At 56.2% G+C, this 13,600-nt stretch carries 13 protein-coding genes; 2 read left to right on the forward strand and 11 right to left on the reverse strand.

Features of this window, described 5'->3' with window-relative positions:
• Positions 1-53: 53 nt before the first annotated feature.
• Positions 54-1,670, reverse strand: a complete 1,617-nt coding sequence (locus ACXLHR_RS09685; RefSeq protein ID WP_458791244.1) for a GMC family oxidoreductase — start codon at positions 1,668-1,670, stop codon at positions 54-56.
• A gap of 46 nt (positions 1,671-1,716) precedes the next feature.
• Positions 1,717-2,160 carry a sugar dehydrogenase complex small subunit gene (locus tag ACXLHR_RS09690; RefSeq protein WP_458791245.1) on the reverse strand — a complete coding sequence of 148 codons (444 nt, stop codon included), beginning with the start codon at positions 2,158-2,160 and terminating at the stop codon, positions 1,717-1,719.
• A gap of 344 nt (positions 2,161-2,504) precedes the next feature.
• Here ACXLHR_RS09690 and ACXLHR_RS09695 point away from each other — a divergent pair, with 344 nt between their 5' ends.
• Positions 2,505-2,939: a hypothetical protein gene (locus ACXLHR_RS09695; protein ID WP_458791246.1), complete on the forward strand. Its 435-nt coding sequence runs from the start codon at positions 2,505-2,507 to the stop codon at positions 2,937-2,939.
• A gap of 182 nt (positions 2,940-3,121) precedes the next feature.
• Here ACXLHR_RS09695 and ACXLHR_RS09700 read toward each other — a convergent pair whose 3' ends face one another.
• The 6 genes from ACXLHR_RS09700 to mgtE all read right to left on the reverse strand — a co-directional run bounded on the left by ACXLHR_RS09700 (position 3,122) and on the right by mgtE (position 9,556).
• Positions 3,122-3,997 carry a DMT family transporter gene (locus ACXLHR_RS09700; protein WP_458791247.1) on the reverse strand — a complete coding sequence of 292 codons (876 nt, stop codon included), beginning with the start codon at positions 3,995-3,997 and terminating at the stop codon, positions 3,122-3,124.
• A gap of 142 nt (positions 3,998-4,139) precedes the next feature.
• Positions 4,140-4,889: a YebC/PmpR family DNA-binding transcriptional regulator gene (locus ACXLHR_RS09705; RefSeq protein ID WP_458791248.1), complete on the reverse strand. Its 750-nt coding sequence runs from the start codon at positions 4,887-4,889 to the stop codon at positions 4,140-4,142.
• 56 nt (positions 4,890-4,945) lie between these two features.
• Complete coding sequence (locus tag ACXLHR_RS09710) at positions 4,946-6,727, reverse strand: SLC13 family permease (protein WP_458791249.1); 1,782 nt, start codon at positions 6,725-6,727, stop codon at positions 4,946-4,948.
• Between the two features lie 12 nt (positions 6,728-6,739).
• Positions 6,740-7,561: a TIGR00282 family metallophosphoesterase gene (locus ACXLHR_RS09715; protein WP_458791250.1), complete on the reverse strand. Its 822-nt coding sequence runs from the start codon at positions 7,559-7,561 to the stop codon at positions 6,740-6,742.
• A 79-nt stretch (positions 7,562-7,640) separates the two neighbouring features.
• Positions 7,641-8,195: a 5-formyltetrahydrofolate cyclo-ligase gene (locus tag ACXLHR_RS09720; RefSeq protein ID WP_458791251.1), complete on the reverse strand. Its 555-nt coding sequence runs from the start codon at positions 8,193-8,195 to the stop codon at positions 7,641-7,643.
• Positions 8,183-9,556, reverse strand: a complete 1,374-nt coding sequence (gene mgtE / locus ACXLHR_RS09725; RefSeq protein WP_458791252.1) for a magnesium transporter — start codon at positions 9,554-9,556, stop codon at positions 8,183-8,185. Before mgtE ends, ACXLHR_RS09720 begins: the two co-directional genes overlap by 13 nt.
• A 113-nt stretch (positions 9,557-9,669) precedes the next feature.
• Here mgtE and guaD point away from each other — a divergent pair, with 113 nt between their 5' ends.
• A complete protein-coding gene (guaD, locus tag ACXLHR_RS09730) occupies positions 9,670-10,965 on the forward strand; it encodes a guanine deaminase (RefSeq protein WP_458791253.1) in 1,296 nt (431 codons plus the stop codon).
• Here the strand turns inward: guaD and ACXLHR_RS09735 are convergent.
• The 3 genes from ACXLHR_RS09735 to hisN all read right to left on the reverse strand — a co-directional run bounded on the left by ACXLHR_RS09735 (position 10,950) and on the right by hisN (position 13,570).
• Entirely contained in the window at positions 10,950-11,330 is a 381-nt protein-coding gene (locus tag ACXLHR_RS09735) for a CAP domain-containing protein (RefSeq protein WP_458791254.1), read from the reverse strand. The genes guaD and ACXLHR_RS09735 overlap by 16 nt on opposite strands.
• Positions 11,331-11,421: 91 nt before the next feature.
• Complete coding sequence (locus ACXLHR_RS09740) at positions 11,422-12,762, reverse strand: 8-oxoguanine deaminase (RefSeq protein ID WP_458791255.1); 1,341 nt, start codon at positions 12,760-12,762, stop codon at positions 11,422-11,424.
• Positions 12,755-13,570, reverse strand: coding sequence for a histidinol-phosphatase (hisN, locus tag ACXLHR_RS09745; RefSeq protein ID WP_458792520.1), 816 nt, complete (start codon positions 13,568-13,570; stop codon positions 12,755-12,757). Before hisN ends, ACXLHR_RS09740 begins: the two co-directional genes overlap by 8 nt.
• Positions 13,571-13,600: the final 30 nt, after the last annotated feature.

The following is a 13,600-nucleotide window of genomic DNA, read 5'->3' on the forward strand; positions in this document are numbered from 1 at the left end:
CAACATGATGTTAAGGTCAACGTCGAAACCTGAAACCTTAAGCGAGCCCTGCCTTAAGAGACACTTGCAGCAATCGCGTCTATGGCACGCAGCGATAATGCAGCGATGGTAAGACTTGGGTTCGCTGTCGCCGATGTCGGGAACGTCCCCGACCCCAATATGAATAGATTACGATGGTCAAAGCTGCGAAGATCGGCGTCTACAACAGCGCTCGCCGCATCTTTGCCCATACGTACGGTGCCGATAACATGCCCTGCGCCCTGAATTTCCGATGAATGGTTTACATTAGTCGCGCCAAGGGCTGCAAACACCTCTTCGTGAGCTTCTTGCGCTGCGTCCAATCCGCCGCGCGTGTAATCAGAGTAATCGAAGTGGATGCGGGGCAAAGGCATACCATTTGCGTCTTTCTTGTCAGGATCCAATGTCACACGGTTCTCTGCATCGGGAGATTGCTCGACCAGCGAAGCGAGGCGGACATGGCGGGATGTCTTGTCCTTTATCGCCGCGTCAAGCGCATCCCCACGTAAGCCTGATTGCACAAGATCAGATGCTGTGGAAAATGGTGCACCTGTTGGCCAACTATGACCATCGTTACCAATTTCTATCCGGAACGCCGCCCGATCTTTGCGGAACTCGCCGTCACGCACATTTTCGATCCCCGAAGTGGAGAGTGGACCGCGATAAGGCCATACTGGCTCGGGTGCTTCAGCCCAGCTCAGCTTGGTGGGGTGATCCATCAAATTGCGCCCGACCTGATCCGAGCTATTGGAAATTCCGTTTGCCGCCCCGTCCTGCGCAGAATTCAGCAACAGACGTGGAGTCTCGATCGCGTGAGCCGCGACAACGACCACCTTACCGGAAGCTGTTCCGGTGCTGCCGTCCGCACGTCGGAAATCCACCGATGCGATCTGCCCATCTGCGCCGAGGTTCAGACGTGTCGCGGTGGTTTGATCATAGACAATGGCACCAGCATTCTCGGCCTGTACGACATGAACTGTGGCATCATACTTTGCCTGAATCGGACAAACCGGAATACACGACGCATTGCCGCAGCATTCGGGACGATCAGCGTGATAGGTCGAATTACGCCCCTGTGGTGTGCTGCGTACCTGATACTTCGAGCCTTCCAGAGCCTTGAAAAACTGCTTGTCCAAATATGTCATCGGGATCATCGGCATTGGGAAGTCGCCAGACCTCGGCGAACCTAGATCCTCGGTACTGTCCCCCGCAACGCCGATCTCCTGTTCGGCAGCCAGATAAAACGGCTCTAACGCATCGTAGTCAAACGGCCAGTCCATCGCGTGGCCATAAAGCGACTTCATTTTGAAATCGGCAGGCACGTTCCGCAAAGTTGTGCCAAGCCAATGCCATGTCGTCCCGCCAACCACCTTGATATAAGTGGACTTGAAATTTTCCGGACCCATCTGTTGATAAAAATCTTCGATCTTGTGACTGACGGGATGTGATGCTGTTGGATCATTCGGGTAAGCAGATTCAGGAACTTTAATTTTGGCGTTCCAGAACTTGTCGACTGCATCAAACCGGTCAATCCGCTTGCCGCTCTCCAAAAAAGCGACCTGTAGCCCCTTTTGTGCCAGCTTCGCCCCTGCGATTGCGCCAGCGATACCTGTGCCGATGATCAATACGTCTGTCGTGATGTCGTTTGCCATTACCGAATTCCCTTAGCTCGTAGATATTTGAACGAAACGCCGCGGCTTAGACCTCGGGCGGTTCGGCCCAATACCCCATTGCGCCGCCGCAATAGGCCATTGGTTTGCTGTAATCCATCGCCTGCCAAACCAACGCATCGGTATAGGTCAGGACGCCCAGATCGTCGGAATTTGGCGACACGCCTGTATACCAAGCATCCACAATCGCCGAAGCAATCGCATCGTCACCAGTGCCATCGGCCAACGCGGAAATAGCATCTTCCCGACCAGCGACGGTAAATGCCCTAAGCATATCGGCCGCTATGTCTTCATATAGGTCGTCGTGCCCAACCAGTTTTTTTGACAAAGTAAGAAAGGTGTCGATATCCAAATTCGCAGCGTATGCGCGACTTGGCGTTTGGGTCAGCGCTAAGACCGATATTGCCGAAACTGCGGAAAGCAGCCCTCGGCGCGTGAGTTTTGGCGCGGTCATCCTATTTCGTCGGATCATGAACTTACTCCCTGTCGCTCTGCATGCCGCGATGGAAGCGACTACTGACCTAACCCGCGATATGGGAATTTGGTTCCATAGCGTTGCTTTCCGTTTGGTAATCAATGTTGGCATTCTTCAAAAAACAGCTAGAAATGCCCGGTTCCCCAAGCGCCACCTACTGTAATCTGGAAATACCCGACGCCTTCGGGCTGTCCTTACTTGGGGCTGCGGCACCGGATGGGCAAAATGCTGCGATCGATCTAATGGCGGCAGAGAACCCTCTTTAGCTGATGCTACGCTCGTCACCAATGACGTTAAACTGACGGCTGCAAACGCCCCGTGAAAGTGAAAACCTGACTTCTATGCTGAAGAAAATTATCGTGATTGTGATTGCCGTTATTTTCGGTTGGGTGTCCGGCTCAATATTTCTGCTTGGTTTATGGAAACATTCAGATTGTCATGCCTTCTTATGGAAAAAAGACGCTGCCAAAGTCATGGATTTAGAGGTCAGAGCGCTAACAAAACTGATGGAGATGAACGACCAGACTGACGATCCGTATTTCACACAACACTATGGTGACAGTGCATATGAAGAGCGTGCACCACTTTTGGATATCGCAGAAATCCACGCATTTAATGAAGCCCACCTAACACTAAACGAATATGCATCACTTTCGGGCGGCATTTACAAAGCGCGTTGTCGTTTAAGGAGATTGGGGACAAAACCAATCGCACCAAAATCCATTCTGTTACGGTATGTCTATAGGAAATCTGACATTGAATCTTTGCCTGTTTGAACTAATTTTCAGCTAAATTACCATAAAATGCCGCCTTTTGGGCGGCTTTTTTGTTTTCGTTTCAACAATTTTTAGTGGAAAAATTATAGTAGGCTCAGTGGAAGTTAGTGCGGCCGCTCAAATATTTTATCCAATTAAATCAACACTCCGTCTTTAAAATTGGCTCTGAATTGCCTGACTTTTCAGATCTGGCGGCGCGAAACCGCCTCGCGCCATGTGATAAAACTGACCGATGCCATGATGACAGCACCGCCGAAAATCACCCATCCGTCGAAGCCTTCGCCAAACACCAACGCGCCGAGCAAGACCGCCCAAACCAGTTGTAAAAATGTGACCGGTTGGGTGACCGTCAAGGGGGCGGCCGCAAAAGCCAGCGTCATTGTGTAATGGCCTGCGGTGGCAAAGCAGGCGACCAGAAACAACCAGCCCAATTGGTCCAGCGTCGGTGTAACCCAGACGGCAAAGGCTAAGGGTGCCAAGCCGATTGTGACGGCAATCGACAACATACCGACGACGACAGCGGGCGCCAATTCGCCCGATAATTGTTTTGCCGTCAGGTAGCCGGTGGCAAAAAACAGGGCTGCGACTAGCATTGCGACATGGGCGGGATCAATCTCGCGCGCACCCGGACGTAGGATGATCACTGCGCCGACAAGCGCTGCCACAACGGCGGCCATGCGGCGCGGTGGCAGCGGTTCCCGCAGGAAAACCGCCGCGCCCAATGTGACGTATACGGGGGTGAGATAATTCATCGCGGTGACTTCGGCGAGCGGGATGCGGGTCATTGCAAAAAACCACAAAATGACGGCACCAGTATGAACAATGCCGCGCAGTGCAAAAAGCTTGATCTGTCGGCGCGTAAGATGCGCGTTTATGATCGGACGAATCATCGGGATCAGAAACACGAGGCCCAGAAGGTAGCGTAAAAACGCGCTTTGCGCTGCTGGCAGGGCTTCACCCACATGTTTCACCAGTGCGGTCACACCGACAAACATCAGCCCCGAGAGAGCCATCCACAAGATCCCTGCCACGGGGCGATCAGCATTGCGTTTTTCCATGCACAACGGCTTGCAGACCTTTGCGGCAAAGACAAGAAAGTCTTGCGAAATTATGTGCAGAGCGCGCTATTTACGTGATCCGCAGAGGACCCAACTCGGCGCGCCGTTTGGCACGCCCGTTGTGGCCGGATATCACCGCAATCTAGCTGTTGGCATACGCGTCCATGACCGCGTCAGATGCCTCGAAATTGGTCGTCACGCGTTGCACGTCGTCGTCGTCTTCCAACAGGTCCAATAGCTTCATCAGCTTGGTCAGCCCGTCGAGATCCAGCTCGGTGTGCAGGTTCGGTTTCCACACCAGTTTGGTCGTTTCGCTTTCGCCCAGCGTTGCCTCCAGCGCTGTGGATACCTCATTGAGATCGCTGTCGACGCAATAGATCACATGGCCATCTTCGTCCGATTGCACGTCCTCGGCGCCCGCTTCAAGTGCGGCCATCATCACGGTGTCCGCGTCGCCCACGGATGCGGGATAAGTCACCTCGCCCATGCGGTCGAACATAAAGCCCACCGAGCCTGTCTCGCCCAGATTGCCGCCATTTTTGGAAAACGTAGAGCGTACATTGGACGCGGTGCGATTTTTGTTATCGGTCATCGCCTCGACGATCACTGCCACGCCGTTGGGGCCATAGCCTTCGTAGCGCATTTCGTCGTAGTTTTCCGCATCGCCGCCTTGGGATTTCTTGATCGCGCGGTCGATGACGTCCTTGGGCACAGAAACCGATTTTGCCTCTTTCACCGCCATGCGAAGACGCGGATTCTTATCAACGTCGGGGTCGCCCATTTTCGCCGCCACGGTGATTTCTTTTGCCAATTTGGAAAACAGCTTGGATCGCAGTTTGTCCTGACGCCCCTTGCGGTGCTGAATATTCGCCCATTTTGAGTGGCCAGCCATGTCTGAATCCTATAAATAATCGTTTGGCGTTTCTTACGCCAATTCGGGGGTGCGTGTCAAAGCGGCCAAATCATCGGGATTGCGATGGAACAAACCACCGCCAGCGACAGATTCAATGGCACACCAATGCGTAAAAAATCGGTGAATTTATAGCCGCCGGGACCGTAGACCAGCGTGTTGGTCTGGTAGCCGATCGGAGTAGAGAAACTGGCGGATGCGGCCATCATCACGGCAATCACCAGCGGGCGGGCGTCAACGCCAAGTGCCGAAGCCAAACCGATTGCAATCGGCGTCATCACCACGGCCACGGCATTATTGGACACCAGTTCGGTCAGAACCATCGACAGAACGTAGACCACAAACACCACCAGCCACGACGGCATAACCTGCATATACGGCGATAATGTGCCTGCAATAATCTCGACCGCACCCGAGGATTCAAGCGCAGCACCAACCGCCAACATCGCGAAGATCAACGCAAGCAGCGAGCCGTCAATCGCCTCCATCGCCTCTTCGGCATCGATGCATCCTGTCAGCAAAACAATCGCCACAGCCATAAACGCCAGCGCCAAAATCGGGGCTGCATTCATCGCAGCCAACACAACAACCCCCAACATCGCCGCGATCGCAATCGGCGCATGGGTGCGGCGATAGGCGCGTGCGGTGGGCTTGGTCACATCGGTCATATTCATATCAACTGCGAGGCGCTGAATATCTTCAGGCGTGCCTTCCAACAGCAAGGTATCTCCGACTTTCACAATCAAATCATCGAGTTTGCGGCCAATGTTCTTGTCGCGCCGGTGCGCGGCCAGCGTATAAACACCGTAGCGACGGCGCAGACGCAAAGAGCCAAGCATACGGCCCACCATCTTGCAGTCGGGGGCAATCAGCACCTCGACAGTATTGGTTTCAACCGCAGACACCTGGTCGACGCGGCGCAAATCTTTGGTGGCTTGCAAGGACAACAGCTCGGTAATCGCAGAGCGTAAAACGACGCGGTCGCCCTGTTGCAGCACCACCGTTTCCAGATAGCGGCGCAGTGACTCGTCGCCACGGACCACGTCAATCAGGCGCACACCTTCCCGCTTGAACAACTGCACTGACAGCACTTCACGGCCAATCAGGTTGCTATCGCTCGGAATGACGGCCTCTGTGAAAAACTTCATTTTGGTGCGGTCAGACAACATCATCGCAAGGCTATCACGGTCGGGCAACAGGCGGTTTCCGAACAAATACAGATAAAGCATCGACCATATCGCAATGATCAATCCAATCGGCGTGACTTCAAAAATGGTGAAAGGTTCCATGCCCGCGTGACGCGCCACCCCGTCAACCACAAGGTTGGTCGAGGTGCCGATCAAGGTCAGCGTGCCGCCCACAATTGACGCATATGACAATGGAATCAATAACTTGGAGACCGTAACTTTTAGCGTGCGCGCCATTTGCACAAAAACCGGCAGCATCACAACAACCACAGGCGTATTGTTCACAAACGCCGAGGACGCGATCACAAACGCCATCGAGCCGCCAACCGCCTGCTTTGGATTGCGCTTTGCCGCTTTTTCCGCAAGCACCGTGACATAGTTCAATGCCCCTGTGCGCACCAAGGCTCCCATCACGATAAACATCATCGCAATCGTCCATGGTGCCGCATTCGACAGCACCGAAATCGCGTCGTCATATGTCAAAATGCCGGTAAACAGCAAAAACGCAGCGCCGCCCATTGCGACGACTTCTGTCGGAAAGGTTTCGCGCAAAAACAGAGCAAACATCGCAGCCAGTACCAGCAAGGCGATGACAGCCTCTTGGGTCTGGGTGAAGTCAAACAGGTCACTCATCGGGCATCCAAATCAACTTTCAACGGGGCCGGCGGGCGAAAGACGCCCCCCCTGACGGACCATTTCAACGCGGGTGGCCTTGCCCGTGCGATCATCTGTTTCCACATAAAGCCCCGATAGCGTGGCCTCGGAAGCAGCTGGCGTGAACCGTTCTTTAGGCATACCGGTGATAAAACGGCGCAGTGGTTCAACCTTATCCATGCCGATCACAGAGTTATAATCGCCCGTCATGCCTGCGTCGGATTGGTAGGCAGTGCCTGCGGGCAGGATCATTGCGTCGGCGGTCGGCACGTGGGTATGAGTACCGACGACGATGCTGGCACGCCCGTCACAGAAATGCCCAACCGCCATTTTTTCCGACGTCGCTTCACAATGAATATCGACCAGACTGGCCTGCACAACGCCGCCCATCGGATACTGGCGCATCACGGCATCAAGTGCGGAAAACGGATCGTCAAACGGACGTTTCATAAACACCTGGCCCAGCGCTTGGGTCACAAGGACCTTGCGCCCGTTGGTGGCAGGAAACACGCGTGCGCCGACACCGGGGGCCGATTTCGAGAAATTTAGCGGGCGAATGATTCGCGGCTCTTGCGCGGCAAACGACAGCATATCTTTTTGGTCGAACGCATGATCCCCCAAGGTCAACGCATCAGCGCCCGCATCCAGCAGCACCTTTGCATGCGCGCCAGACAGTCCCATGCCGCCCGTGGCGTTCTCGCCATTGACCACAACAAAATCCAAACGCCACTCTTTGCGCAAACGAGGCAGATTGTCGATCACTGCCTGACGGCCTGCGCGGCCCATCACATCACCAAGGAAAAGTATTTTCATACCGCCCCTGTTACGGGTTGGCGCAAAATTCTTCTAGAAGAATTTTCATTTGTGAATTTTCTACAAAATTCAGACGGCCTCAAAGGGTGATGATCCCGCTTTCGGTCACGATCATATCCAGCGGCTGGTCGGTCCGCTCTAATGGCAAATCATGCGCCTCTTGGTCAGCATATGCAAAGCCCACGGCAAGCGTCTGTCGTTTGGTGCGCAGCATTTCTAACGTCCGGTCATAAAATCCGCCGCCATAGCCCAATCGCCCCCCATGACGGTCAAACGCCACCAGCGGCACGATCAAAATTTCAGGCTCGATCCAAGCACCAGCTTCGGGAATCAATGCCCCGAACGCCCCCTCGACCATCGCACTATCCGGCTCCCAAATGCGAAAACGCAAAGCCTGTCCTTTGCCGATAATCACCGGCACTGCAACGGGGCCGTGGGCGCAGGCTTCTTCCATCGCGGCGCGTGGATCAATCTCGGTGCGCATTGCCATGTAACCCGCAAGCGGCACCCCGCGGTACCCCGCCAGAACGGAACTCAGATGTGCCGCCGTGCCCTGCCCCATGCCATGAGCCATTTCGCGACGGGCAAACGCCGCCTGACGCGCTGTCGCCTTTTGCTGGGTCAAAGTAACCATAGCGTCGCCAATCCAAGAAAGGTGCAGAACCCGACAACATCGGTCAGGGTCATCACAAACGCGCCTGACGCCAGTGCAGGATCAATGCCCGCTTTTTCCAGCAAGATCGGCACAACGGTGCCTGCAAAACCCGCCACCACCAAATTGATCACCATCGCCGCCGCCAGAACGGCGCCCAACATCGGCGAGCCGAACCAGAAAATGCCAATCATCGCCATAACAACGGCAAAAATGGTGCCATTCACGAAACCAACCGTCACCTCACGCCGGATCACGCGCCAAAGGTTCGCGCTGGTCAAATCGCGGGTCGCAAGCGCGCGCACGGCAACTGTCAACGACTGCGTGCCAGCATTGCCGCCCATCGAGGCCACAATCGGCATCAACACGGCAAGCACAACAATACTTTGCAGCGTATCCTCAAATAACGAAATCGTCGCGGCAACCAGATTTGCGGTCACCAAATTCACTGCCAGCCAAGGGATCCGCTGACGGGTCGTCTCAAAAACGCGGTCCGAGATCGAGCCTTCGCCAACCCCCGCAAGACGCAGAATATCTTCCTCGTGCTCTTCTTCCAGAAACGCCATCGCATCATCAATGGTAATCACCCCCACAATCCGACCGTCGTCGTCGACCACAGGGGCTGTGATCATGTGATAGTGGTTGATCGCTTGCGCGACCTCTTCCACGTCTTGCGCAACATGGAAGGTGCGAAATGTGTCTTCCAGCAGATCGCGCAGCGGTACATCACGGCGCGACGACAAAATTCGGCCCAGTGTGACGTAGCCCACCGCCTTCATTGACGGCTCTACCAGAATGACGTGGTAAAACTGGTCGGGCAGCACCACATCCGAACGCAAATAATCAATCGCGTCGCCAACGTTCCAATGCTCTGGCGCGCGGACCAGCTCGGACTGCATGTGACGGCCCGCCGATTCCTCGGGGTAGGACAGCGCCTGCTCAACCGCCACACGGTCGCCTGCATCCAGCGCGCCCAAAGCCGCCTCTTGCTGTGCATCGTCTAGGTACTCGACCAGATCAACAACGTCGTCGGTTTCCAGCTCGCGCACCGCCTCCGCGAACTCCCCCGCATCAAGGCTTTCGATCACCTCTTCACGCAGGCTCTCGGTCAGCTCGGACAGGATGTCACCGTCCATGCCCCCCTTCCAGACCGCCAGCAATGCGCGCCGGTCGCGCGTGTCAATCAGTTCGATCAGGTGGGCAATGTCAGCCGCATGCAGCGGGTCTAGGATTTCGGTAATCCGCGCACTGTCTTCCGCCTCGACAGCCGCCATAACTTCCGCAATCACGCGGTCGGTGATGCCAAATGCCTCGTCGTCAATCTCGTCGATCTGATCTGTCATGGCATCCTCCGGTCGGGTGTTTGCAACATAACGCGTCGCAAGTGCGGCACAAGCGCAGGCGCGGAATTTTTTGGCGATTTACAACCACATGCCGCACACAATAGCGTGGAATTATGACAAAACAAATTCTCACAGGGCAGACCCTGTCATTTACTGGAAACGCGCTTACCGGCCCTTGGCAGGATGCAGCACAGGTCAATAGCGCCGGCGGCGTGTTGATCGAAAATGGCAAAATCAGCGACGTCGCAGACGGTTATGCCCTGATCGCGCTACACCCTGATGCCGAAGTCACAGCCTACGGCGATAAACTCATTACCGCAGGCTTTGTTGACGCGCATATGCATTACCCCCAGACGGCGATGATCGCGAGCTGGGGCAAGCGGCTGATTGACTGGCTCAACACCTACACATTCCCCGAAGAGGCGCGATTTGGGGACCCCGCATATGCATCCATGATTGCGGGTCGCACGATGGATCTGGCACTGGCGCATGGCACCACCACGCTGACCAGCTTTTGCACGATCCACCCGACCAGCGTTGATGCCTATTTCACCGCTGCCGCCGCACGCAACATGGCGGTGGTTGGCGGCAAAACCTGCATGGACCGCAATGCGCCCGACGACCTGCGCGACACCGCGCAGTCAGCCTATGATGACAGCAAGGCGCTGATTGGCAAATGGCACGCGAAAGACCGCGCAACCTATGCCATTACCCCGCGCTTTACGCCGACCTCGACCAGCGCACAGCTGCATGCCTTGGGGGCGTTATGGGCCGAATTCCCCGATTGCCTGATGCAAACCCACCTGAGCGAGCAGCACGATGAAATCGCATGGGTGCGAGATCTGCACCCGCAGGCCCGTGACTATCTGGATACTTACGAAGCTGCCGGTCTGCTTGGCGCGCGCGGGATTTACGGTCATGCCATCCATCTTGAGCCACGCGAAATCGACCGCCTGTCAGAGATCGGCGCCGCCGTTGCGCATTGCCCAACGTCAAACGCCTTCATCGGCTCGGGGTTGTTTGACACGCTTGGCCTTGCGGCACGCGGCATTCGCATGGGGTTGGCGACGGATACAGGCGGCGGCTCTTCGTTCTCGATGCTGCATACCATGGCCGCCGCCTACGAGATCGGACAGCTGCGCGGCACCGTTCTGCACCCCGCGCAGTTGATGTGGATGGCCACCGAAGGATCCGCCGACGCGCTGCATATGTCTGGCAAAATCGGCCACTTGGGCAAGGGGGCAGCCGCTGACATCACGGTGCTGGACCTTGCCTCGACCCCTGCCATCGCACAGCGCCATGCACGCGCGAGCGATATCTGGGACGCGTTATTTCCAACAATCATGATGGGTGACGACCGCGCGATTGCGGATGTCTGGGTCGCGGGGAACCGTCAGCAGGGCGTGTAAAGCATCAGCACCCAGGCATCGCCTGACTGGCCCAGACCGTAGCTTGCCATGCGCGGGTTTTCCATGTTGCGGCGATGCCCGCCAGAGCTCATCCAGGCTTCGAATACCTCTGCCGAATCCTTTTGACCCTTCGCAATGTTCTCGCCAATCCCACAAGCAGGGATCCCCACGGCGGCCGCACGGTCACCGGCCCGCAAACCCTCGGGGGATTTATGATCGAAATAACCGCGTGCTTGCGTGTCTTGGGCATGGGCCCGCGCGACTGCCGCCAGCTGCGCGTTAAATGCAATCGGCGTGGTGCGCGCGCCGTTTAATCGTGCATGAAATCCGGCGTCAGGCGCGGTTGAGGCTCGCAGGCTACGCACCTGTGATTGTTCCCCGACAGATGTTGGAACCGGAATCGGGACGATAACACAGGCCGAGAGACCTAAAAACAAAGCAATTGCGCGCAAATTATCAGCTTTCCATCAATGCGCGTGCCAAGCCGTTCTGGCGGGCAATCACGCGGGGTAAATCAATCGTGGTTATCAAACCATGTGACACAATCTGGCGACCCTCAACAAACAAATCGCGCACTTTGTTGGGTCCAGCGAGAACCAGCGCGGCCGGATCCCACGAGCCCGCACTTTCCACCCCGCCCACGTCCCAGACCGCAATATCGGCACGTTGACCTACGGCAATCTGCCCCACATCACTGCGCCCCAAAACCTGCGCACCACCACGCGTGGCCATAAACAACGCCTCATCCGCTGACATAGCATCAGCACCGTTAACAACCCGTTGTAGTAACATTGTTTGTCGCGCTTCACCGATCAGGTTACCAATGTCATTACTGGCCGAGCCGTCAACGCCCAAGCCCACCTTGACCCCTGCATCGCGCATCTGGCGCACAGGTGCGACACCCGACCCCAGCCTGCAATTCGAGCAAGGGCAATGGGCCACGCCAGTGCCGGACTTTGCAAATAAATCAATCTCTTGCCCGTCCAATTTGACACAATGCGCGTGCCAGACATCATCGCCGGTCCAACCCAAATCTTGTGCATATTGCCCCGGACGGCAGCCGAACTTCTCAAGACTATATGCAACGTCCTCGTCGTTCTCGGCCAGATGGGTGTGCATCATCACACCCTTGTCGCGCGCCAGAATCGCCGCGTCGCGCATCAAATCGCGGCTCACCGAGAATGGCGAACAAGGGGCCACACCAACGCGGACCATCGCACCCTCGGACGCATCATGAAACGCATCAATCACGCGGATGCAATCGTCTAGAATTGAGGCTTCTTTTTCGACCAGACTGTCGGGCGGCAATCCGCCGTCGCTCTGGCCGATGCTCATTGCGCCACGGGTTGGATGGAACCGCAACCCCACCTCGCCCGCCGCGGCAATCGTGTCATCCAGCCGCGATCCATTGGGGTATAGATACAAATGATCCGACGTCAGCGTGCAGCCCGACAGCGCCAGCTCGGCCAAACCGACCTGCGCCGAAACAAACATCTCTTCTGGGCCAAACCGTTGCCAGATCGGATAAAGCGTTTTCAACCAGCCGAACAAAAGCGCGTCCTGCCCGCCAGGCACAGCGCGGGTCAGGGTTTGATAAAGATGGTGGTGCGTGTTCACCAGACCGGGGGTCACAACGCAGCCGGTAACATCCACAACCGTGGCACCTTCAGCCGTAATTTCAGGACCAATTGCTGCGATCACACCGGCTTTGATATGGATATCAATACACGTTAAACGTGTGCGGTCGTCATCCATCGTCAGGACGGTTTGCGCCCCGCGCAAAAGCAGATCAGTCATCACCTGCCTCGCTGAGAATTGCCAAAGCAGCAGCGTGAATCTCCGCATTTGCTGCGGCCAGAACACGCCCACCGTGATGCGCCGGACCGCCCTTCCAGTCGGTCACAACGCCCCCCGCAGCCGTGATCACAGCGATCGGCGCTTGAATATCGTAGGGCTGCAATCCGGCCTCGATCACCAGATCAACGTGCCCCGCCGCAAGCAACGCGTAGGCATAGCAATCCATGCCAAAGCGGGTCAGCTTTACAGCTTTCGTAACCGCTTCAAAGGCGCGGCGATCCTCGGGCGTGCCCACTTCGGGGAAGGTGGACAACAAGATCGCATCAGCCAACACGCAATCTTTGCGCGTCGCGAGAGAGACTTTGCCATGTGGTCCGCTCATCTCGGCGATACCGAACCCACCGACAAATCGCTCGCCGATATAGGGCTGGTCAATGATCCCGAACAGTGGACCCATAGTATCCGAGATTGCGATCAAAACACCCCATGTCGGCGTGCCGCTAATATAGCCGCGCGTGCCGTCAATCGGGTCTAATACCCAGGTCAGACCAGAGCTGCCAGCAGTGCTACCGAACTCTTCGCCGATGATGCCGTCGTCCGGGCGCGCGGAGCGCAAAATCGCCCGCATCGCCTGCTCCGCTGCACGATCAGCCTCTGTCACGGGATCGAATAACAACGAAGGGGCAGCTTTATCATCCGCTACCAGACCCGCCACGCGGAACATTTTCAATGTCTCGACGCGCGCCGCGTCAGCAAGCAAATGCGCGACCCTGACAAGGTCGGATTTTAATTCCGCATCAACCACAATTTCGCCCCTCTGACTGTCGTTATACCATCT

This window comes from Yoonia sp. MH D7 (assembly GCF_054439475.1).